Origin of the sequence: Streptomyces malaysiense (assembly GCF_000980885.2) — a bacterium.
In the GTDB taxonomy this organism is placed as follows: Bacteria; Actinomycetota; Actinomycetes; order Streptomycetales; family Streptomycetaceae; genus Streptomyces; species Streptomyces malaysiense.
This window is the reverse complement of sequence record NZ_LBDA02000105.1, coordinates 26,080-47,569: the sequence shown is the minus strand read 5'-3', so window position 1 is coordinate 47,569 and position 21,490 is coordinate 26,080. Positions and strand designations below refer to the sequence as shown.

Sequence of the window (21,490 nt, the reverse complement as noted above, 5' to 3'; positions counted from 1 at the left end):
GGTGCCTACCGTGGGGGTATGGGCGGTTACGACGCACGGACCGAGGAACTCGCCGCCGGAGCGCGGGCCGAGATGGTGCGGAAGATCTCGACGGAGGGCGCCTTCACGGCGGACCCGAGATGGCGGGAGCCGTTCGCGCGGGTGCCCCGGCACCTGTTCGTGCCGTACTACTTCGTCGCCACGCCGCGCGGCTACGAGCGGCGCTGGGGCGAGAGTCCCGATCCCCGGGCCCGCGAACGCTGGGTGTGCGGCGCCTACGCGGACGAGCCGCTGGCCACCCGGCTGCGCGACGGCGAACTGCTGTCCTCCAGCAGCCAGCCCTCCCTGATGGCCCGGATGCTGGCCGCGCTCCGCGTCGAGGACGGCGACCGGGTCCTGGAGGTGGGCGCGGGCACCGGGTACAACGCGGCCCTGCTGGCCGAGCGGCTCGGCGACGACGATCTCGTCACCAGCGTCGAGCTGGAGCCGGAGATCGCCGAGTCCGCGCGGGCTCACCTGGCCGCGGCCGGGTACCGCCCGGTGGTCGTCACCGGCGACGGGGCGCGCGGGGTGCCCGGACGCGCCCCCTTCGACCGGATCATCGCGACCTGCGCGCTGCCCACGGTGCCGCGCGCCTGGCTCGCCCAGTGCCGTCCCGGCGCCCGCGTCCTGCTCCCGCTGGCGACCGGAGTGCTCGCGCTCACCGTGCGGGACGCGGAGCACGCCGAGGGCCGCTTCCTCACCACGGCCGCCTACTTCGTGCCGCTGCGCGGACAGGGCCGGGCCGAGCCGGCGGACGTCTGCTTCGCGGGGCTGCCGCGCAGGGCCCGTGAGCAGGACACCTTCCGCTTCCTGCTGGCACTGGGCCGGGGCGCGCTCGACCCCCGGGAGGCGTACGCGCTGTGGGGGCGTGAGGAGGAGCCGGAGCGCGAACGCTACGGCGTCACGCTCGCCGGGGATCGGGGCTGGGCCTGGCTGGACGACCCGGAGGGGCTGTACGCCTGGCCCCTCCCGTGACCGCTCCGCCGCCGGTGCTCAGCCCCGGCGGACGGTGATCGTCGTCCAGGCACCCACGTGCACCCGGTCGCCGTCACGCAGCGGAACCGGCACGAACGGCTGGATGGGGTCCTCCGACATGTTGACCGTGGTGCCGTTGGTCGAGTTCTGGTCGACCACCGCCCAGCCGCCGTCCGGCTGCTGCACCAGCATCGCGTGCTGGTGCGAGACGCCCGGGTCCTCCGGCGGCACGGCCAGGTCGATGTCCGGGGTGTCGCCGGTGGAGTGCCGGCGGCGGCCGATCGTCACCTGGTCGCCGGTGAGGGTGCGCTGCTGCTCGGGGGAGTACGCGGGCAGGTTCAGGCCCGTGGCCTCGGGGCCGGAGCGCTGCATCATCGCCATGAAGTACTCACGGTCCGGGCCGACGGTCGCGGTCCAGGTGGACTGCCCCGGCGCGTCCGGGAAGCCCGAGCCGGCGGGGGTCTTCTGGAAGCCGGGGCCGGAGGGGGCCTGGGTGCCACCGGGCTGGGGGTAGCCGTAGCCGCCGCCCTGGCCGGGACCCGAGGCGTCGGCGGACGACGGCGGGGAGATCACCCAGTCGTCGTCCCCGCCGCCGAAGGCGGGACCGCCGGAGCCGGGACCGCCGGAGCCGGGACCGCCACCAGGGCCGCCGGGCGGGGTGCGTCCGGTCTCCCGCGGGAACGCGGGGGGCGCGGGCGGGCCGCCGACCGCCGACGGGAACGCCTGCGGGGCGCCCCCGGGACCCTGTCCGGGGCCACCGGGGCCACCGGGACCGGCAGGGCCACCCGGGCCGCCGGGGCCCGCGGTCCGGGAGGGGTCGCCGAAGGCACCCTGGCCGGGGCCGCTCCCGAAGGGCGAGGGGCCGCCGGCCGGACCACCGGGGTTCGTGCCGGGGCCGCGGTCGCCGCCGAAGCCGGGCGGCGACGGCGGGGACTGGGTGCCACCGGGCTGCGGGTAGCCGTAGCCGCCACCTCGGCCGCCGGGGCCCTGGCCGGGACCGGCGGGGCCGCCGGCGCCCGGACCCTGCCCCGGAGCGTTGCCGAAGGGCGAGGGGCCGCCGGCCGGACCACCGGGGTTCGTGCCGGGGCCGCGGTCGCCGCCGAAGCCGGGCGGCGACGGCGGGGACTGGGGGTTGCCGGGCTGCGGGTAGCCGTACCCGCCGTCCTGGCCCTGGCCCTGGCCGCCGGGGCCGCCCGCCGGACCACCGGGGTTCGTGCCGGGGCCGCGGTCGCCGCCGAAGCCGGGCGGCGACGGCGGGGACTGGGGGTTGCCGGGCTGCGGGTAGCCGTACCCGCCGTCCTGGCCCTGGCCGGGGCCGGAAGGGGTGGCGGGCGCACCCTGGCCCGGGATCCGCCCGAAGGCGGGCGGGGCCGGCGGGCCGGGGGAGGTCGGCGGGCTCGGCGGGGTGCGGTCGAACGGGGTCGGCCCCGACGGCTCGCTGCCGAACGACGGGATCGGCTCGGCGGGACGGTTCACCCGCGAGGGCCGCGAGTCCTGGTACTCGTACCCGTCACGGCCGCCGAACGGCGTGTTCGGCGGCTGGAAGTGCGGGCCGCCCGAGGGGCGCGGGGCCGCCGGGGTGTACGAGGTGGCGGTGTTGGTCAGGAAGTTCCACCGGCACTCCTCGCAGAAGGGCGCGCCGCCCTCGCGGGGTGTGCGGCACTGCGGGCACAGCTCGGCCTCCCCGGCGGCGGCCGGCGGGCGGGCGCCCTGCTGACCGGTCCCGGCGGGCGGGAAGCCGTAACCGCCGGACGGAGGGGGCGGCGGAGGCGGAGGTACGGCACCGGCCATGCGGTGACCGCAGACCTCGCACCAGTCGTCGGAACCCGACTGGTGTCCGTTCGGGCAGGTCGGCATGTCGGTGCTTCCCCTTCTTCCTTCCAAGGGTCCGGCTGGACCGCCGGCGTCGCTTCGGGTCACTTCTTTACACGAACAGTCTTTGTGGACCGGGTCTCCAGAGTCATCTCGTCGGCCTCCGCGACCCTCGTCTTCAACCGCACAGTACCTGCCGCGGCGTCGAGCACGTCCACCACCTTCGAAAGCAGTTTCGCAGTATCCGCGTTCCCCGAGGCACTCGCCAGTTGAACGGCCCGTCCCAGTTTGGCCGTTGCTCCATCGAAATCGCCTGCTTTGCGCAGGTTGATCCCTTGCTTGATGACTTGTGCCAGTTCGGCCTGACCCGTGTAATGGGCGACCGGGGGGCTGATCGCGGTGGAGACCGCCATGTCGTCGGTCCACACGGCCCGTACCAGGCCCTGCGCGCCGAGGTCCTGTGCGGAGCCCCCCGCGGGCTCGGCCGCGCTCGCTCGGGTGGTGCTCCCGGGCTGCGGAACCACCAACGACACCCGGGCGGCCAGCATTTCGCGGCCCAGGCCGGCCGGTGGGACCTCCACGCACAGGTGGTAGTCGCGGGACTCGTCGCCCCAGGAGCCGGTCGGATAGTCCCCGGCGCGGGGTCCGGCCGCGGTGCGGCGCGCGGTCAGGTCCTCCACCGCGGGAGCGACTTGCTTGACGAAGCGGATGGTGGTGCCGACCGGCGTCCACACCCGCAGGGCGACGTCGGCGACCTCCTTGCCCATCGCCGTCTCCATCATCCGTGTGAAGTCGGCGGCGAGGCCCGCCGGATCGGCGACGATGTCGGCGGTGCCGAGGAGCGCGGAGGCGATCCCTGTGACTTCTTTCACTTCCCAGTCGGTGCCCACGCCCCGCGCGTCACAGGTGAACCGGCCGGTGCAGACGTCCAGGGCGGTGCGCAGATCCTCCGGCGACTCGTGCTCGTTGCGCCCGTCGGTGAGCAGGATGCCGTGCCGCAGGGGGACGTCCGCCGAGGACAGCAGCCGGTCGGCGAGGCGCAGCCAGGTGCCGATGGCCGTACCGCCGCCCGCGGTGAGGCGGCGCAGCGCCTGCTTTGCCGCCTCCCGGGTGGCGGGGTCCGCGACGGCGAGGCGGCCGCCGCCGGGGTAGACCTCGGTGGCCACGTGGGTGCCGCCGATCACCGCGAAGTGGGTGCCGTCCCGCAGGGTGTCGATCGCGGCGGCCGTGGCGTCCTGGGCGTTGCGCATCTTCGTCGGCGGGTAGTTCATGGAGCCCGAGCAGTCGACCATGATCGCCACGGCGGAGCCGGCCGCGCCGGGACTCCGGCCGGAGCCGGTGGCGGTGACCAGGCCGAGCCCCTTGCCGAGCGTGCCGCCGCCCGTCGCCGTCACCGTGACGATGGCGTTGACCTCGCGGCCGCCCTCGGGCAGGTACTCGTTCTGGTACACGTCCACCGAGAATCGTGGCGCGCTCGGTTTCGCGAAATTGGCCATACGGACTCAAATCCCCCTCCGCTGCCCCGCTTACGCGTGGCGACGCCGTGTACGGGCCGGTCCCCTCCGGCCCGCGCCCCGTGACTTCGTGACCTCGTGCCTTCGTGCCCTCAGGCCGATCATGCCCCCCGCGGCGGTGCGGGGAACGGCAGGACGGCCACTGTTACGTTGTCGTGGCCCCCGCCGTCCAGGGCGTGGCCGACCAGGACGCGGGCGCTGTGCAGCGGTCGTACGGCGGCGTCCGCCGGGATCGTCTCGGCCATCTCCCGCGCCGTCTCGGCGTAGTTCCACAGCCCGTCGGTGCACACCACCACCACGCCGGGCCGGTCCGGCTTGAACGACGCGGTGTGCGGGTCGAGTTCATATGCGTCGGCGCCGAGCCAGCCGGTGATCGCGTGGGCGCGCTCGTCGGCGTACGCCTCGGCCTCGCCCATCAGCCCGGCGGCGACCATCTGTGCGGCCCAGGAGTCGTCCTCGGTCAGCCGGGCGGGCGGCGTCCCGCGGTCGTCCGGCACCCAGTAGGCGCGGCTGTCGCCGACCCAGCCGACCACCAGCAGCCCGTCGGCGACCACGGCGGAGACGATGGTGCAGGCCGGGGCGTTCTGGTGCGGTTCGTGCTCGCGGGCCGTGTCCGGTTCCCCGGCCAGCGCGTTGACGGCCTGGGCGGCGGCGACGATCGCCTCGTGCATGGCCGTCTGCGGGTGCGTGCCGCGTGGCAGGGCGGTGAGCAGGGTGTCACCGGCCGCGCGCGCGGCGGCGGCCGACGCCTCGTCGGGGCGGGTCGCCGAGGAGACGCCGTCGCAGACGACGGCGAGCGTGGCGGGGCCGCCGTCGGGCAGCGTGGTGTGGCCGAGGGTGAAGGAGTCCTCGTTGCGGTGGTGGCGCAGCCCGCGGTCGCTGACGGCCGCCACCGGGCCCGACTCGCGCTCCATGTGGTCGCGTTCGCGGGGCTGGGCGTGTCCGCAGTTCTCGCAGTAGCCGTCGCTGTCCACGTGGCCGGCGCGGCAGGCGACGCAGGTCGTGGCGGGCTGCGCGTGCTCCTCGGGCGGCTGTTCCGGTCCGGGGGTCTCGTTCGCGGCGCGGGGGTCGGGGGCCTGCAACGGGTACTCCTCGGGTTCCGCCGGCCGGTCCAGCCGGACACCGGACGCGGGCTGGTCCGCGGGCGCCTGCGGGGTGTCGGGGCGCAGCGGACGGCCGCCCGAGTCGGTGCCGGGCAGATCGGTCGGCAGATGCGTCTCGGGGGAGGCGGAGCCGGAACCGGGGGGCTCGGCGGCGGGCCACTCCACGCCCTCCCCGGGCGCCGGGACACCGGAGTCCCCGGAGCCGGGCGCGGGGGAGCCCGTCATGGTCAGCGTGGGGTGGTCCTGGGCCGGGGCGGGCACCACCGAGAGGTCGTGACCGCACGCACCACAGAAGAGGTCGTCCGGTTCGACGGGCTCCGCGCAGCTCGGGCACGTGGCCGGTGCGGCCTGCTGGGGCATCTGCGACATCAACTACACCCACGTCCGGGGGCGGTAACGGTTGGCCCGTTCCACCAGTTCGTTCCTCTCCTGGCCGCCGGGGGCCAGCCGGGCCAGCGTGCGGTAGGCGCGTTCGAGGCCGAAGCGCAGACCCCGCTCGTCCAGTCCGCTGCCCAGCAGCACCCGCTCGTCGGAAGCCGTCCGGGCGCTGTTCCGGCCCCCGGAGAGTATCCAGTCCAGCGCACAGCCGAGCACCTCCGCCGACAGCAGCTCGCGCCGCTCCGGGTCGAGCCCGTACGCCTGAAGGGCCTCGACCTGCCCGGCGGCGGCGGTCAGATCCTCCAGGAACGGTACGTCACCCGAGCTCGCGGTGCGTCCTCTGAGCCGGGCCCGGACGGCGGCGACCCGGGCGGCCGTGTAGTGGATGGACGACTCCGGCACCGACTCCAGCGTGTGCACCGCGCCCCGCCGGTCCCCGGCGGCGAGCCGTACCCGGGCGAGCCCGAACGCCGCGCTCACATAGCTGGGATCGGTCGTCCACACCAGGTGGTAGTAGTCGGCCGCGTTGTCCAGCTGGCCCAGCACCTCGGCGCAGGCGCCGAGCGCCAGCTTGGGCGCGGCCTCGCCGGGGAAGGCGTCGTAGATCGCGTCGAAGGCGAGCGCGGCGCCCTCGAAGTCGCCGGTGACCAGCGCGGCCAGACCCCGGTACCAGACCACCCGCCAGTCCTCGGGACGCTCCTTCTCCAGCGGGGCGAGCCCGGTCCGGGCGCCCGCGTGGTCCCCGGCCTCCAGCCGCGCCCGCACCTGCCGCAGCCGTGTCTCCACGCTCTGCGCGGGCGCCGCCGCCAGCGCCCCGAGCAGTTCCCCGGGCGCGGACGCCACGAGGCCCGCCAGGAAGCCGGCGTTGGGGTCGCTCGCGTCGACCAGGGGCGCGGGCAGCGCCAGGGCGGCGGCGGGGAAGTCGAGCGGCTTGATCAGGGCGGGCTGCGACGGGGCGGGCGAGGGGGAGGCGGCCCCCCGCTCGCGCCCCGGGATCTTCCGCGCCCCGAGCCGTGACACGTCGCCGTCCAGGCGGGGGAACAACTCGGTGTCCGTGACCCGCACTTCGGGCCCGAACAGGGTGGACAGGGCCGGCCGTGCCTGGCCGCTCTGGAGGGCGACGACCTCCCGCAGCACCCCCGTCAGCTGCTCCGCCATCTCCTGCGCCGAGCCGAAGCGGCGGGCCGGGTCGGGGTCGGTGGCGCGGACCAGGAAGCGGTAGAAGGACTCGTAGCGGCGGAACACCTCGACGGTCTCGGGGTCCGGCAGCGAGTCGACGTGGACGTTGGTGTAGCCCTGGAAGTCGAAGGTCAGCACGGCGAGGGTGCGGCCCACGGTGTACAGGTCGCTCGCCACCGAGGGGCCGACCTCGGCGACCTCGGGCGCCTGGTAGCCGATCGTGCCGTAGATCGCGGACTCGCCGTCGTCCATGCGGCGCACCGCGCCCATGTCGATCAGCTTGAGCTGGTCCTCGGTCTGGATGGCGTTGTCGACCTTGAAGTCGCAGTACAGCAGGTTGCGGCTGTGCAGGTGGCCGAGCGCCTCCAGCGCCTCGATGCCGTACGCGCACGCCTGCTCCACCGGCAACGGATCGCGTCTGCCCTCCAGGGTGCGGCGGGCGTTGGCGATCTCCTTGAGGGACTTGCCGCCGACGTACTCCATGACGATGTAGCCGTCGAGGGACCCGGTGCGCTGGTCCAGGTGCTCCACGAAGTTGTAGATCCGCACGATGTTGGCGTGCTCGATCTCCGCGAGGAAGCGCCGCTCGGAGATCGCGGCGGCCATCGCGTCCTGGTCCCCGGTGTCCAGCAGGCCCTTGAGCACCACCCAGCGGTCGGAGACGGCCCGGTCCACGGCGAGATAGACCCAGCCCAGGCCGCCGTGCGCGAGGCAGCCCGCGACCTCGTACTGGCCGTGCACGATGTCTCCGGCCTTCAGCTTGGGCACGAAGGAGTACGGGTGGCCGCACTTGGTGCAGAACCCCTCGGTGCGCCCCGGCCGTTCGCCCCGGGCCCGGCCGACCGGCGCCCCGCAGTCCGAGCGGGAGCAGAACCGCTTGCGTTCGGGCACCTCGGGGTCGTCGAGGACCATGGTGTGCGGATCGGGCCGCGGCACCTGCGGCACATCCACCAGGCCCGCGCCGAGCCGGCTTCGCCCGGAGGACCCCGACGAGGAGGCGGAGCTGCGCACCGACACCGAGCGGGCGGTGGCGGAGCCGCCCGACAGGGATCGTGAGAGCCGCCCGGACACCGAGCGCCGCGACCTGGACGACTGCGAGGACGTGCGCGCGCTGCGGGCGCTGCCGGAACCCCGGCCCTCGGCGGCGCCCCGGGTCACCCCGGTGGGCGGCGAGCCGACCAGTCCTTCGCCGTAGGGGGCACCCCCGGCCGACACCACGGGCGCCAGGCCGCAGGTGTCGCAGTACAGCTGGCCGCCGCCGACGTCCTCGTACGACCCCTCGCAGCCCGGCCGCTGGCAGGCTCGCCCGGCCCCGCTCATCGCCGGTCCCCCTCACGGTCCTCGGGGGCGCCGTCCAGCAGTTCGGCCGCCGCCCGCTGGTAGCGCAGCACGGCGCCCTCGGCCACCCGCAGGTCGCAGGGCGCGCTCCACAGCATCCGCCGGGCGGCGTCGTACCGCTCCACCAGGAACGGGTCCTCGGCCAGGCCGTGCCGGGCGGCCTTCGCCTTGTAGGCGTCGAGCCGGCCGCGCAGTTCGGCGCGGACCGCGAGCGGCGCGGTGACCGCCGTCAACTGCTCACGGGCGCGCAGCAGTTCGTCCTCGGCCTTCTGTTCGAGGGACTCCAGCAGCGGGGACAGCCGGTGCCACTGGGCGCCCCGCCGGTACTCGGCCGCCGTCGCCAGCTGCTCCTGGAGCACGGTCGGCGGGCCGCTGACCACCGGCACCTCGGTGGCGGCGATCTTCGCCAGCACCTCGCCGCGCGCGGTACGGGCCTCGGCGAGGGTGCGGTCCGCGCGCGAGAGCACGTCCCGGAGGCGGATCAGCCGGGCCTCGGCGTCCTGGCGCACGGTCAGCACCGCGTCGATCTCCCGGCGCACGTCCTCCAGGGCGCGCGCCTCGCGGTCGTACACCGTGGTGTCCGGGCGGCCGCCGCCGGGCGCCGAGCTGCCCCGGGCGGGCACCCAGAAGGCGAGCGGGTCGCGGATCACGTCCTCGCGCAGCCGGGTCAGGGTGCGGGTGATCCGCTCCAGGTCGTCCCCCGCGGGGTGTTCGCCGGGGCGCACGCCGACGGAGTGCGCGAGCTGCCGGGTGCGCTGCAGCTCGGCGGCGAGGAGGTCGATCCGCGCGGGCAGCGCCGACCAGACCGCGTCGGCGGTGACGACCAGGTCCAGGCTGGTCGCGTACAGCTCGTTCATCCGGTCCACCAGTTCGGTCAGCGAGAAGCTCTCGCTGAGCCTGCCCGTGCCGGGGCCGGCGACCGTCACGGAGGTGCCGCGCAGCAGCTGGGTCAGCTCGGCCAGGTCCTCCCGGCTGGACCAGCGGCGCCGGGCGCGGATCTCGCGGGCGCCGCGCAAAGCGTCCGTGTAGGCGTCGAAGTACGACCACAGCAGGGTGATCCGCGCCTCCGTGGCCTGCCAGCGCTCCTGGGTCACGCCGGCCAGTTCGGCACCCTCCAGGAGCCGGCGGCCCGCGTGGTCCTGGAGGGCGAGCAGCGAGGTCTCGATGGCCTCGTGCTCCTGGCCGAGCCGCGCCAGCGCACGGTCCACCTCGTCCCGGTCCATCACCGGCCCGGCGGGGTCCGTGACGCCCATCGATCACCTCTCGCTTGCTGTGTGTTCCGCTGGTTCAGGCCGGCCGTGGTTCAACTGGTGCGCAGGTACTGCGGTGCGGGCGGCTCGGACGCCGAGGAGTCCTTGCCCAGTGTGGCCGACAGCCATGTGTCGTACGACGCCTGCCAGCCGCTCGTGCGGTAGGCGACCAGGACCCGGTTGACCCGGCGCACCAGATCGGAGGCGTCCTTCTTCATCGCCACTCCGTAGTACTCGGTCGTGAACGGCGCGCCCTTGAGTTCCACGGTCGGATCCTGCGCGGCCTGGCTGGCCGCGAGGGCGCCGTCGGTGACCACGGCGTCCACCTCGCCGAGCTGGAGCCGCACCAGGCAGTCGAGCTGGTTGGGCACGGTGGTGGAGATGTCGGTGGAGGCGGGCAGCGTCCCGGCCTTCTTGTCCGCGTCCAGCTTCGCGTACCCCGTCGAACCGGTGGCCGTGCACACCTTCTTGTGCGCCAGCGTGTCGTTGTAACCGGTGATCGATGACGACTTGGGCGCGAGGACCTGCTGGCCGGTCTTGAAGTACGGCGCCGAGAAGGCGACCTGCCCGAGCCGGTCGCAGGTGATCGTCATCGTGCGCACGACCATGTCCACCCGGCCGTCCTGGATCGCCGAGATGCGCTGGTTGGTCGGTATCGCCTTGAACTGGACCGCGTTCGGGTCGCCGAGGATGTCCTGGGCGATGCGGTGCACCAGGTCGATGTCGAAGCCCTCCAGCCGGGCGCCCTCGGTGTCGGGCTTGCGGTAGCCCCAGCGGTAGCTGTTCTGGTCGACGCCGACGATCAGCTTGCGCCGGGCGCCCTCGCGGGCCTTGATGGCGTCGACGGCCGGCCCGTCCGCGCCGGACGGGGCGAGGGTCTGCTTCTGCGCCTCGGAGTCCTGGCAGGACCCGGCGCGCACCTGGCTGCCCTCGGCGAGCTGCTGCCCGCTCCGGTCCGGGGTGTGGTGGTGCGCGATCTGCGTGCACGGCAGCAGCAGGACGAAGGCCAGCGCCAGGGCGCACAGGACCGCCATCGTGCCGACCCCGCCCCAGCCGCGCAGCCGGCTCGCGTCCATCGCCCCGCTCCTTCTCACCGGTACTCCGAAAGCCTGCGGCCGATCCCGGCGAGCGCGCCCGCCGCGCCGAGCGCCGCGAGGACGGCGGCGCCGACGGACAGCCCGGTCATGGCGTCCCGCCCGCTCGTGGCGGCTTGCCGGAACTCGGTCTGCTCATGGCCTATCGCGCGGGCCAGGTCCTTGTCGACACCGTCGAAGCATTCGCCGGTGGTGCCCTTGGCGCCGATCACCTTGGCCAGCGCCTGCTGGTAGTCGCCGTTCTCGTCCGCGGTGCGGGCCGCGGCGTGCCGCTGCTTCCACAGCGCCGTGCCCGCCTCGGCGGACCTGACGGGCGCGGTGCCGCCGGAGTCGTCGGCGAGCCGCTCCGCCCGGCCCAGTCCCTCGCCGAGCACGGTCATGTCCTTGTCGAAGGCGTAGTAGTACGTGTCGTACTGCTTGCCGCCGACCGTGACGGTCTCGGCGCCGCGCGCCACCAGGCTCATGTTCTCGTTGCCCCGCGCCTTCAGGGAGGCGATGCGGGCGTCGTACAGGACGGTCAGGGAGCGGACGCCGTGGTCGTAGGAGCCGGTCAGCTCGGAGCGCGCGACGGTGTGTCCGACGGTGAGCCACAGCAGGGCGACGACGGTGGCGGAACCGGCCGCGACCAGGCCGTGGTTGAGGACCCGGTTGGTGCGCAGGTAGTCGCGGCGCTGGGCCCAGCCGAGCCCGGCCAGGGTGAGCACGCCGAGCGCGATGGCCGCCCAGGGGTACGGCGTCGCGTTCCCGTAGTCGGCGTCCAGGCGCGCGTTCTCCCTGGTGTAGAGATCTTCGGCGGCGGGGAGCATCTGCGTCTGCATCTTCTCGTTGGCGTACCGCAGATACGCGCCGCCGACCGGGTAGCCCTGCCGGTTGTAGGTGCGGGCCCGCTCCACGAGGCCCTTGTACTCGGGCAGCAGCCGGTTCAGCCGGGCGATGGTGGTCTCGGAGGCGGAGCCCGGCTCGGCGTTGGCGGCGGCCGTGACCAGGCCGGTGGCGGCCGCGCTGATGTCCTTCTCGTACCGGTCGCGGGTGGCCGCCGGCTCCTGGCCGCCCGCCAGGAAGCCGCTGGAGGCGGCGGTGTTGGCGTCCGCCAGCGAGCGGTAGATGTCGGCGGCGCCGGAGCTGAGGGGCTGGCTGCGGTGCAGCACGTCGTCCGCGGCGGCCGCGCGCTCGCTGCTCTGCCAGGCGGTGACCGCGCCGAACGCCACGACCAGCAGGGCGAGCACGGCACCGATGATGCGCAGCCGGCCCGGCTCGGTGGTCGCGGCGGCCCGCAGCTTCTCGGCGCCCTCGGCGAAGGCGGTCCGCCGCGAGTGCGGCGCCTGGGGGCGTGGCGCGTGGGACGGCGCCGGGGCCTGCGGGGCGGTCTGGGCGGGGACGCCGGGGGCGCCGGGCACGGCGGAGCCCGTGACCGGTGGTGCTGCGCTCTGCGGCGGGTGTGTCACTCGACCTCCCCCATGGTCATCCGTACGTCAGCCAAGTATCGCCGCACGGAACGACATTCCGCACCGGCCTTCACTGGATCTTGTGTGGATCCCAGTGTGCGCTGTCTCTTATATACGCCGGGAGCAGGTGTTCGGTTCCTCGGGCCGGGCCGGGCCGGGTCGTGGCGCGACCAGAGGAAACCGTTTCTCCACAGGGGAAGTTCAGGACGTCTCCCAGTACCTTCGCGCCCGCTCCAGCGCCCCTGCCGCGACCCCGAGACGGTCCAGTCCGAGGAGGACGGCGCCGAGCACCGGACGCGCGCTGACGACGTGCACGGCGGCCTTGGGGGCGCGCGCCGCCAGCCGTGCGCGGACGCCGTCGTCCAGCTGAGCGTGCCCGGCGGTCAGCACGCTGCCGCCGAGCAGCACCGGTACCTGCTCGTCCAGCAGTTCCAGGCGGGTGAGCGCGACCGTGGCCAGCACCGTCACCTCGTCCGCGAGCCGGTCCACGATCGCGCGGGCCACCGGATCGCCGCCGGCCGCCGTGGCGAACAGCACCGGGGCCAGCTCGCCCCGCCGCTCGGGCGCCAGGTGCTCCAGGTGCAGGGCCTCGATCAGCGCGTACATGGAGGACAGCCCGAAGTGGGCGGGCAGGGTGCGCGCGAGCGCCGTCTCCTCGCCCCGGCCGTCCGCCGCCCGCGCCGCGAACCACAGCGCCTCCTCCGCGAGGCCCCAGCCACCGCCCCAGTCACCGGAGATCCGGCCGACCGCAGGGAAGCGCGCGGTACGGCCGTCGGGCCGCATCCCCACGCAGTTGATGCCCGCCCCGCAGACCACCGCCACGCCCCGGGGCCCGGTCACGCCCGCGCGCAGGACCGCGAAGGTGTCGTTGCGCACCTCCACCGCCCCGCCCCATCCGCGTGCGTGCAGGGCGGCCGCCAGCCGCTCCTCCTCCACGGGCAGGTCGGCGTTGGCCAGGCACGCGGAGACACGGGTGGCACGGTCGAGGCCCGCCTGAGCCAGCGCCCGCCGTACCGGGTCGGCGAGCGTGTCGAAGGCCGCCGGCACGCCGACGGCCGGCGGCCGGAAGCCCCCGCCGCGCGCCGTGGCCAGCACCTCGCCCGCCGCACTGACCACGGCCACGTCGGTCTTGCTGTTGCCCGCGTCGATGGCGAGCACGCTCGCGGTGTCGTTCGAGGTCAGGCCCACGCGAGATACTCCCGGTTGTGTGCGATCAGCCGGCCGGTCAGGGTCTCGGCATGGTCGTACCGACCGATCAGCGGGTGGGCGAGCAGGGCGCGGAAGACCCGGTTCCGGCCGCCGCGCAGCGCCGCCTCCAGGGCCAGCTCCTCGTACGCCGTCACGTTCGCGATCAGGCCCGCGTACAGCGGGTCCACCTCCGGCACCGGCAGTGGCAGGGGGCCGGTCGGGCCGACCGCCGCCTGCACCTCGATCACCGCGTCTTCGGCGAGGAACGGCAATGTGCCCCTGTTGAGCGTGTTCACCACCTGGTACGGGCTGCCCCCGCCGCCGAGCAGCGCCGCCGCCAGGTCCACCGCGGCCTCCGAGTAGTAGGCCCCGCCCCGCTCGGCGAGCAGCGCCGGCTTCTCGTCCAGGGCCGGGTCGCCGTACATCGCCAGCAACTCGCGCTCCATCCGGGCCACTTCCTCGGCCCGCGAGGGTTTGGTGCGCAGCTCCCGTACGACCTCGTCGTGGGCGTAGAAGTAGCGCAGGTAGTACGAGGGGATGACGCCGAGACGGTCGAGGACGGCGCGCGGCAGGCGCAGGTCGTCGGCGATGGCGTCGCCGTGCTCGGCGAGCAGCCGGGGCAGCACGTCCTCGCCCTCGGGGCCGCCGAGCCGAACGGCGGTCTCCCAGGTGAGGTGGTTGAGCCCCACGTGCGCGAGGTGCACGTCCCGCGGGGGCACCCCGAGGCGGCCGGCGAACTTGCGCTGGAGGCCGATCGCCACGTTGCACAGGCCGACCGCCCGGTGCCCGGCGTGCAGCAGGGCGCGGGTGACGATGCCCACCGGGTTGGTGAAGTCGATGATCCAGGCGCGCGGGTTGCGGCGCCGGACCCGCTCGGCGATGTCGAGCACGACCGGTACGGTGCGCAGCGCCTTGGCGAGGCCGCCCGCACCGGTGGTCTCCTGGCCGACGCAGCCGCACTCGAGCGGCCAGGTCTCGTCCTGCCGCCGGGCCGCCTGGCCGCCGACGCGCAGCTGGAGCAGCACGGCGTCGGCGCCGTCGATGCCCGCGTCCAGGTCGGCGGTGGTCACGATCCGGCCGCCGTGCCCCTGCCTGGCGAAGATCCGCCGGGCCAGCCCGCCCACCAGCTCCAGGCGTTCGGCGTCCGGGTCCACCAGCACCAGTTCCTCGACGGGCAGGGTGTCCCGGAGCCGGGCGAAGCCGTCGACGAGTTCGGGGGTGTAGGTCGAGCCGCCGCCGACCACGGTGAGTTTCATACAGAGATCAACCCTTCACTCCGGTGAGCGTGACGCCTTCGACGAATGCCTTCTGGGCGAAGAAGAACACGGCGATCACGGGGGCCATGACCAGCACCGTCGCGGCCATGGTGAGGTTCCAGTCGGTGTGGTGCGCGCCCTTGAAGGACTCCAGGCCGTAACTCAGCGTCCAGGCACCGGGGTTCTCGGAGGCGTAGATCTGGGGGCCGAAGTAGTCGTTCCAGGCGTTGAAGAACTGGAAGAGGGCCACGGCGGCGATGCCGGGCTTCGCCATCGGCAGCACGACCCGCACCAGGGTGCGCAGATCGCCGCAGCCGTCCACCCTGGCGGCGTCCACGTACTCGTCCGGGATCGTCGTCAGGAACTGGCGCAGCAGGAAGACGGAGAACGCGTCGCCGAACGCCATCGGGATGATCAGCGGCCACAGCGTCCCGGACAGGCCCAGCTGTTTCGCCCAGAAGAGGTACATCGGGACGACGACGACCTGCGGGGGCAGCATCATCGTCGAGATCACCAGCATCAGGGCCGCACCGCGGCCCCGGAAACGGAACTTGGCCAGCGCGTACGCCACCGGGACCGAGGACACCACGGTCAGTGCGGTGCCGAGGCCGGCGTAGACCAGTGTGTTGCGCCACCAGGTGAGGAAGCCTGGCGTGTCGAGGATCTGGCGGTAGTTGCCCCATTCCCAGGTGCGCGGGACCAGGTCGCGGCTCAGTGCCTGGCTGTCGCTCATCAGCGAGGTCAGCAGCACGAACACGAAGGGCAGGGCGAAGAAGAGCGCGGCGGCGACGCCGAGGGAGTGCACCGCGATCCACTGGAGCAGCTCCCCGCGGCGGGCGGCGCGCCTCGCGGGCGAGGACACCGGTGCCGGCTCGGCTGGTCCGGGCGGCACTCGGGTCATGGTCGGTCACCTGCCTGGATCAGGCCGCCCCGGCGCCGCATCAGGAGCGCGGTGCACGCCGTGGAGAGGACGAGGAGCACGAGGGCGACGACGCACGCGGAGCCGTAGTCGAAGCGCTGGAAGCCGAGGTTGTAGACGAGCTGGGGCAGGGTGAGCGTGGACTTGTCCGGGTAGCCGGGCTCGAACTGGGCGCCCGCGCCCTGGATCACCCCGGAGGCGACCTTTCCCGCGACCAGCGGCTCCGTGTAGTACTGCATGGCCTGGATCACACCGGTGACGACGGCGAACATCACGATGGGGGAGATGTTCGGCAGCGTCACGTACCGGAACCGCTGCCAGGCGGAGGCGCCGTCCAGCTCGGCCGCCTCGTACTGCTCCCTCGGCACGTCGAGCAGCGCGGCCATGAAGATCACCATGAGGTCGCCGATGCCCCACAGCGCGAGCAGGGTCAGCGCCGGCTTGGACCAGCCGGGGTCGTCGAACCAGCCCGGCGCCGGGAGCCCCGCCCTGTCCAGGAGCGAATCGACCGGCCCGGTACCGGGGTTGAGCAGGAACGCGAAGGCCATGGTGGCCGCGACCGGCGGGGCGAGGCAGGGCAGGTAGAACAGGGTGCGGAAGACGCCCGTACCCGTCTTGATCCTCGTGATGAGCATCCCGATGCCGAGCCCGAAGGCCACGCGCAGCGTCACCATCACCACGACCAGCCACAGGGTGTTGCGCAGCGCGGGCCAGAACAGCGGGTAGTGCGCGAGGACGTAGGCCCAGTTCCTCCCGCCGCTCCAGGTGGGCGGCCGGAAGCCGTCGTAGTGCATGAAGGAGAAGTAGACCGTCGAGATCAGCGGGTACGCGAAGAACACCGCGAAGCCGATCAGCCACGGCGACAGGAAGGCGAGGGTGCGAAGGGCCGACCGGCGGCGCTTGGCGGCCAGGGTGAGCGTGCTCATCGGCTACTTCGCCTGCGCGATGTCCGTGTCGATCTGCGCGGCGGCCTTCCGCAGCCCGGCCGCCAGATCCGTGACCCTGCCGCTCTCGTAGTCGTAGCCCAACTGCTGGAGCGTCACCAGGTACTGGCCGCCGTCGGGGGAGGCCGGGGTGGTGGTGGAGTCGGGGTCGGCGGCGATGTCCAGGAAGGTCTTGAAGCGTGGGTCGTACCTCAGCTTCGGGGACCTGAGGGCGGCGAGGGTGGACGGCACGTTGTGGATGTCGTTGGCGAAGCCGACCACGGCGTCCGTGTCCGTGCTGATGTACTCGACGAACTCCCATGCCGCGTTCTGCTTGCGGCTGGTGGCGGCGATGCCGGTGATGGTGCCGGTGATGTAGCCCTTGCCGTACTGGTCCTTCTGGTCGTCCGGTACGGGCAGCGGGGCGACGCCTATCCCGAACCTCGGCTTGGTCCGCTCGGCCATCCCGAGCCGCCACTCGCCGTCCAGCTGCATGGCCACCTGGCCGGTGTGGAAGGGGTGTTCGGCTCCCCATTCGTCGCCGAGGGTGGCGCGGAACCTCTCCAGCCGCCGGAATCCGCCGAGTTCGTCCACGAGCCGCTTCTGGAGCGTGAACCCCGCCTCGAAGGCGGGGTCCCGGGCGACGTCCGACTTGCCGTCCTTGCCGAAGTAGACCGGCGAGAACTGGGCCAGGTAGTGCTCGGTGGTGGTCTCCCAGCCGTGGTAGTCCGGCATGAACCCGAGCTGCTTGTACGAGTCCCCGTCCGGCACGGTCAGCCTCTTGGCGTCGGCCTCGAACTCGCTCCAGGTCTTGGGGGGATGGTCGATCCCGGCCTTCGCGAACGCCGTCTTGTCGTAGTACAGCCCGTACGCGTCCCCGAGCAGCGGCACGGTGCAGCGGTCGCCGTCGAACCGGGTGTACTCGTTCATGGCCTTCGGGAAGGTCCGCGCGGGATCGATGCCCGCCTTCTGCAGGAAGGGGTCGAGGTCGATCAGCGCGCCCGAGGAGCAGAACTTGCCCACGTTGTTGGTGGTGAAGGAGGAGACCACGTCCGGGGCGCCGTCGCCGCCCGCGCGCAGCGCCTGGTTGATCTTGTCGTCGGTCATGTTGCCGACGATGTGCACATGAATGCCGGGGTGCGTCTTCTCGAACCCGGCGACCAGCGACCTGACCGCCCGGACCTCGTCCGGTGCGCTCCAGGCGTGCCAGAAGTTGATCGTGGTGTCCTTGGCGGGGTCGTCCGCGGCGCCCCCGCCGGACTGCCCGGTGCAGCCGGCGGCCAGCAGCACGGCGGAGGCGGTGAGGGCGAGGGCGGCGTTGTGGGTGGCTTTGCTGACTCCGGGTGCTGCGGTGGGCATGGCAGATCTCCCAGGACGGTCGGGTCGGGGTGGGGAGGGCGCGGTGCGGGCGGTACTCGGGGTGCGGCGGTGTTCCGGTGGCTTGTTGCGGGGGCTCGCCTCGGGGCGTGGCGGTGTTCCCTGGAGGCCGGTCAGCGCGAGGTGTCGAAGACCTCGTCCCGGGTGGTGGCGAGCGCGCTCTCCAGCGCGCCGCGCAGAACGGGGTGTTCGCGGACGTCGCCGAGGACGAGCCGGGGCCGGGCCGCCGCCAGCTCCGCCAGCTCGGCCTGGATCAGGGCCCGCAGCACCTCGCCGCCGGCGGTCAGGGCGGAGCCGCTGAGGACGACGAGTTCGGGGTCGAGGACCGAGACGAGCGCGGCGAGACCGGTGGCGAGACGGGTGGCGTACGCCTGGAGCAGCTCCCGGTGCGCCCCGCCCGCGTGGTCCGCGGCACGGGCCAGCAGCTCCGGGGCCACCTCCGTGTAGGGCCCCGACGGCACGTCCGGGACACCGAGTTCACGGGCCAGCTTCGGCAGTTCCTGGGCGCCGGCCAGCTCCTGGTAGCCGCCGCTGTTGGCCCGGGTCACGTGGCGCACCAGGGGCGTGCCCGGCACCGGCAGGAAGCCGACCTCGCCGGCGCCGCCGGTCCAGCCGCGGTGCAGCCGGCCGCCGAGGACGAGGGCGGCGCCGAGTCCCTCCTCGTTCCACAGCAGCACGAAGTCCCCGTGGCCGCGGGCCGCGCCGAGGCGCTGTTCGGCGACGGCGACGAGATTGACGTCGTTCTCGTACTCGACGGGCATCGGCAGCGCGGCGGCGAGTTCGTCGAGCAGTGCGGGGGAGTGCCAGCCGGGCAGGTGCGAGGCGTAGCGCAGCCGCCCGGTGTTCGGGTCGAACGCGCCGGGCGTGCCGATGACGACCCGGTGCACCTCGCCGCGGGCCAGTCCGGCGGCCTTCACCGCGCCGTCGAGGGCGTCGGTGACCTGCCCTACGACGGACCGTGCGGGCCTACTGCCGGGGGTGGGCAGCTCGTACCGGCCGACCGTGCGGCCCGTGACGTCGGCGACGGCGGCGCGGATGCGGTCCGGGGCGACGTCGAGCCCGGCGGCGTAGGCGGCACCGGGGTCGACCGCGTACAGCTGGGCGCCGGGCCCCGGCCGGCCCTCGCTGGTCCCGGTGACCCGGACCAGCCCCGCGGCTTCGAGCCGGGCCAGCAGCTGGGAGGCGGTGGGCTTGGACAGCCCGGTCAGGTTCCCGATCCGGGTCCGGGACAACGGCCCGTGCTCCAGCAGCAGATCCAGCGCGGCGCGGTCGTTCATCGCGCGCAGCACGCGCGGGGTCCCCGGCGTACCGGCCGTTCCTGCCATGGGTCTCGACACCTGCCTCACTGTTAGGAAACTTTCCTATTGAGGCCGAACGTAAGCCCGGCGCGCGGGGGGCGTCAATACGCGGGAGCCGTGCGGAGCGGAGTCGTTATCTCGGGGATCTCGGGGATCTCGGGGATCTCGGGGGCGCGCACCGGCGCGACGGCGACGACGGCGAAGGGGCACCCCGGCGCCACCGCGCCGGGATGCCCCTTCACTCGAACCGGTGTACTGAACCGTTCCGCTGCTTCTGCTTCTGCACGTCTAGTTCTTCTACGTCTGCCTCTTCGGCGGAACCGTCCGCTGCGTCGTGATCGGAGTCGCCGCCATCGACTGTGGGGAGTCGGTGTTGGAGAAGGCGGAGGGGGCGGCGACCGCGGCGGTGGGGTCGGGGAGGTCCTCCGCGTCCTCGACCGCCGTCGCGCCGCCCACGGTGCGGATGGACGCCGCGTCGAAGGCGCGCTTGATGCGCCAGCGCAGTTCGCGCTCGACGGTGACGGACTTGCCGGGCATGGTCTTGGCGGAGACGCGGACCACCATGGAGTCGATGAGCACGGAGTCCAGGCCGAGGACCTCGACCGGGCCCCACAGCAGCTCGTTCCAGGGCTCTTCCTTGCTCATCTTCTCGGCGACCTCGTCCAGCGTCGCCTTGACCTTGTCCAGGTCCTCGCCGGAACCGACGGTCACGTCGACCCCGGCCGTCGCCCAGCCCTGGGACAGGTTGCCGATCCGCTTGACCTCGCCGTTGCGGATGTACCAGATCGCCCCGTTGGGACCGCGCAGCTTCGTCACGCGCAGACCGACCTCGATCACCTCGCCGGTGGCCACGCCCGCGTCGATCACGTCACCGACGCCGTACTGGTCCTCCAGGATCATGAAGACGCCGGACAGGAAGTCCGTGACGAGGTTCCGCGCGCCGAAACCGATCGCGACACCGGCGACACCGGCGGACGCCAGCAGCGGGGCCAGGTTGATCTTGAAGGTGGACAGCACCATCAGTGCCGCCGTGCCGAGGATCAGGAAGCTCGCCACCGAGCGCAGCACGGACCCTATCGCCGCCGACCGCTGCCGCCGCCGTTCCGCGTTGACCAGCAGCCCGCCCAGCGCGGTGCCGTTCACGGCCTGCGCGGTCCGGCCCATCCGCTCTATCAGCTTGGTGATCGCGCGCCGCACCACCGACCGCAGGGCGACCGCCACGACGATGATCAGCAGGATCTGAAGCCCCATGGCGAGCCACGTCGACCAGTTCTGCTCGACCCAGCTCGCCGCGCTCGTCGCCCCATCCTGGGCGTCCTGGAGCGACGGCACCGCGGGCGCCGTATCCGACGGCGACGGGGAAGGCGACGCACCGGCGGCCATCAGGACCACGGGCAAGGACGACACGGCAGGTACCTCCAGGTGCTGCACGGTCCGTACCGGTGGGGCGGGCGGGATCTGCGAGGTCACGAAAAGGTCACCGGACGGCCAGCACCACCACACTAACGGGGCATTGTGCGTGCCCCACGCTGATCCGCCAAGGAGGGACACAGGAGAGACACGGCTCACCCCGGCTTGAACAGGCCGTGATCCGGGGGATGTATCACCTGTGGTCGAAAACACTCTCAGCCCGTTACCGGGACATGGTGGCGCCGCCACCAGGCATGAGGGGAGACTGGCTGCAGATCGTCCCGGCGCGAGCCACGCGCCGCCGACGCCCAAGGAGGCACCCGTGCCGCATGTCCTGGTCCTCAACGCGTCGTACGAGCCGCTCGGTGTCGTACCGCTCCGCCGCGCGCTCATCCTCGTCCTGGAGAACAAGGCAGTCTCCCTGGAGGAATCCGGCGCCTTCATGCACAGCGCGACCGTCACAGTCCCCGCACCCAGCGTGGTCCGGCTCAAGCGATTCGTCCGGGTCCCCTACCGAGGGCCCGTTCCGCTCACCCGCCGTGCGCTCTTCGCACGCGACGGGGGCCGGTGCATGTACTGCGGTGGCGTCGCAACCAGCGTCGACCACGTCATCCCGCGCAGTCGCGGGGGCAAGCACGTCTGGGACAACGTGGTGGCCTCCTGCCGCCGCTGCAACCACGTGAAGGCCGACCGCCACCTCGTCGAACTGGGCTGGCGCCTGCACCACAAACCAGCCCCGCCCACCGGTCTGGCCTGGCGCATCATCGGCACCGGCCATAGGGACCCGCGCTGGCTGCCCTACCTGCAGCCGTACGGCGCGGACGACGCCATGGCCCGGATCGACGGCATCTCCGCCTGACGACCCGGGCCTTCGCACATCCCCGCGCCCCGACCGGGAGGACGGGACGCGGGGCGGGGAGCGTGTCCGGGGCCGTGTCGAAGACGTGACGCAGCTCCGCCGATCGGGGACGTCTGCCATCGCTCTCACTGGGTAGGCCTGCCCTGACCGG

Annotated in this window: 17 protein-coding genes; 2 read left to right on the top strand and 15 right to left on the bottom strand. The window is 73.5% G+C overall.

The genetic code is table 11. The annotated features are described in order from the left end of the window. Window positions 1-18 precede the first annotated feature (18 nt). Window positions 19-996, top strand: a complete 978-nt coding sequence (locus tag VT52_RS32580) for a methyltransferase domain-containing protein (RefSeq protein WP_046428059.1) — start codon at window positions 19-21, stop codon at window positions 994-996. Between the two features lie 18 nt (window positions 997-1,014). Here VT52_RS32580 and VT52_RS32575 read toward each other — a convergent pair whose 3' ends face one another. From VT52_RS32575 to VT52_RS32510, 15 genes are all read right to left on the bottom strand, one after another. Further along, window positions 1,015-2,853 carry an FHA domain-containing protein gene (locus tag VT52_RS32575; protein WP_071387724.1) on the bottom strand — a complete coding sequence of 613 codons (1,839 nt, stop codon included), beginning with the start codon at window positions 2,851-2,853 and terminating at the stop codon, window positions 1,015-1,017. Between the two features lie 59 nt (window positions 2,854-2,912). After that, complete coding sequence (locus VT52_RS32570; RefSeq protein ID WP_046425221.1) at window positions 2,913-4,304, bottom strand: vWA domain-containing protein; 1,392 nt, start codon at window positions 4,302-4,304, stop codon at window positions 2,913-2,915. Between the two features lie 119 nt (window positions 4,305-4,423). Further along, window positions 4,424-5,794, bottom strand: coding sequence for a PP2C family protein-serine/threonine phosphatase (locus VT52_RS32565; RefSeq protein ID WP_046425232.1), 1,371 nt, complete (start codon window positions 5,792-5,794; stop codon window positions 4,424-4,426). A 3-nt stretch (window positions 5,795-5,797) separates the two neighbouring features. Then, a complete protein-coding gene (locus VT52_RS32560) occupies window positions 5,798-8,302 on the bottom strand; it encodes a serine/threonine-protein kinase (protein ID WP_046425220.1) in 2,505 nt (834 codons plus the stop codon). Next, a complete protein-coding gene (locus VT52_RS32555) occupies window positions 8,299-9,573 on the bottom strand; it encodes a coiled-coil domain-containing protein (protein ID WP_046425218.1) in 1,275 nt (424 codons plus the stop codon). Before VT52_RS32555 ends, VT52_RS32560 begins: the two co-directional genes overlap by 4 nt. A gap of 50 nt (window positions 9,574-9,623) precedes the next feature. Next, window positions 9,624-10,646 (bottom strand): glutamate ABC transporter substrate-binding protein, encoded by a 1,023-nt coding sequence (locus VT52_RS32550; protein ID WP_046425215.1) that lies wholly within the window; start codon window positions 10,644-10,646, stop codon window positions 9,624-9,626. Window positions 10,647-10,660: 14 nt separating this feature from the next. After that, entirely contained in the window at window positions 10,661-12,109 is a 1,449-nt protein-coding gene (locus VT52_RS32545; RefSeq protein WP_206306669.1) for a hypothetical protein, read from the bottom strand. Between the two features lie 201 nt (window positions 12,110-12,310). Then, the gene (locus VT52_RS32540) at window positions 12,311-13,297 is read right to left on the bottom strand and encodes an N-acetylglucosamine kinase (protein ID WP_046425213.1); all 987 of its coding nucleotides are present in this window, start codon (window positions 13,295-13,297) and stop codon (window positions 12,311-12,313) included. Further along, complete coding sequence (locus tag VT52_RS32535) at window positions 13,288-14,553, bottom strand: 6-phospho-beta-glucosidase (protein WP_046425211.1); 1,266 nt, start codon at window positions 14,551-14,553, stop codon at window positions 13,288-13,290. Before VT52_RS32535 ends, VT52_RS32540 begins: the two co-directional genes overlap by 10 nt. A gap of 7 nt (window positions 14,554-14,560) precedes the next feature. Then, window positions 14,561-15,454: a carbohydrate ABC transporter permease gene (locus VT52_RS32530; protein ID WP_046425210.1), complete on the bottom strand. Its 894-nt coding sequence runs from the start codon at window positions 15,452-15,454 to the stop codon at window positions 14,561-14,563. After that, window positions 15,451-16,398, bottom strand: a complete 948-nt coding sequence (locus tag VT52_RS32525) for a carbohydrate ABC transporter permease (RefSeq protein WP_046425207.1) — start codon at window positions 16,396-16,398, stop codon at window positions 15,451-15,453. Before VT52_RS32525 ends, VT52_RS32530 begins: the two co-directional genes overlap by 4 nt. A gap of 3 nt (window positions 16,399-16,401) precedes the next feature. After that, window positions 16,402-17,754, bottom strand: coding sequence for an ABC transporter substrate-binding protein (locus VT52_RS32520; protein WP_167377764.1), 1,353 nt, complete (start codon window positions 17,752-17,754; stop codon window positions 16,402-16,404). Window positions 17,755-17,885: 131 nt separating this feature from the next. After that, complete coding sequence (locus VT52_RS32515) at window positions 17,886-19,097, bottom strand: ROK family transcriptional regulator (RefSeq protein ID WP_046425206.1); 1,212 nt, start codon at window positions 19,095-19,097, stop codon at window positions 17,886-17,888. A 74-nt stretch (window positions 19,098-19,171) separates the two neighbouring features. After that, window positions 19,172-19,312, bottom strand: coding sequence for a hypothetical protein (locus VT52_RS38295; protein ID WP_167377763.1), 141 nt, complete (start codon window positions 19,310-19,312; stop codon window positions 19,172-19,174). A gap of 55 nt (window positions 19,313-19,367) precedes the next feature. Next, complete coding sequence (locus tag VT52_RS32510; RefSeq protein WP_107481513.1) at window positions 19,368-20,453, bottom strand: mechanosensitive ion channel family protein; 1,086 nt, start codon at window positions 20,451-20,453, stop codon at window positions 19,368-19,370. Window positions 20,454-20,802: 349 nt separating this feature from the next. Between VT52_RS32510 and VT52_RS32505 the strand changes: the two genes are divergently transcribed. Continuing rightward, entirely contained in the window at window positions 20,803-21,339 is a 537-nt protein-coding gene (locus VT52_RS32505; protein WP_046425202.1) for an HNH endonuclease, read from the top strand. Window positions 21,340-21,490: the final 151 nt, after the last annotated feature.

Bases quoted from the DNA above. Each gene is read 5' to 3' on its own strand.
- VT52_RS32525 (WP_046425207.1), bottom strand. From the start codon at position 16,398: ATGAGCACGCTCACCCTGGCCGCCAAGCGCCGCCGGTCGGCCCTTCGC.
- VT52_RS32560 (WP_046425220.1), bottom strand. From the start codon at position 8,302: ATGAGCGGGGCCGGGCGAGCCTGCCAGCGGCCGGGCTGCGAGGGGTCG.
- VT52_RS32555 (WP_046425218.1), bottom strand. From the start codon at position 9,573: ATGGGCGTCACGGACCCCGCCGGGCCGGTGATGGACCGGGACGAGGTG.
- VT52_RS32565 (WP_046425232.1), bottom strand. From the start codon at position 5,794: ATGTCGCAGATGCCCCAGCAGGCCGCACCGGCCACGTGCCCGAGCTGC.
- VT52_RS32520 (WP_167377764.1), bottom strand. From the start codon at position 17,754: ATGCCCACCGCAGCACCCGGAGTCAGCAAAGCCACCCACAACGCCGCC.
- VT52_RS32570 (WP_046425221.1), bottom strand. From the start codon at position 4,304: ATGGCCAATTTCGCGAAACCGAGCGCGCCACGATTCTCGGTGGACGTG.
- VT52_RS32510 (WP_107481513.1), bottom strand. From the start codon at position 20,453: ATGGCCGCCGGTGCGTCGCCTTCCCCGTCGCCGTCGGATACGGCGCCC.
- VT52_RS32550 (WP_046425215.1), bottom strand. From the start codon at position 10,646: ATGGACGCGAGCCGGCTGCGCGGCTGGGGCGGGGTCGGCACGATGGCG.
- VT52_RS32575 (WP_071387724.1), bottom strand. From the start codon at position 2,853: ATGCCGACCTGCCCGAACGGACACCAGTCGGGTTCCGACGACTGGTGC.
- VT52_RS32580 (WP_046428059.1), top strand. From the start codon at position 19: ATGGGCGGTTACGACGCACGGACCGAGGAACTCGCCGCCGGAGCGCGG.
- VT52_RS32515 (WP_046425206.1), bottom strand. From the start codon at position 19,097: ATGGCAGGAACGGCCGGTACGCCGGGGACCCCGCGCGTGCTGCGCGCG.
- VT52_RS32535 (WP_046425211.1), bottom strand. From the start codon at position 14,553: ATGAAACTCACCGTGGTCGGCGGCGGCTCGACCTACACCCCCGAACTC.
- VT52_RS32530 (WP_046425210.1), bottom strand. From the start codon at position 15,454: ATGACCCGAGTGCCGCCCGGACCAGCCGAGCCGGCACCGGTGTCCTCG.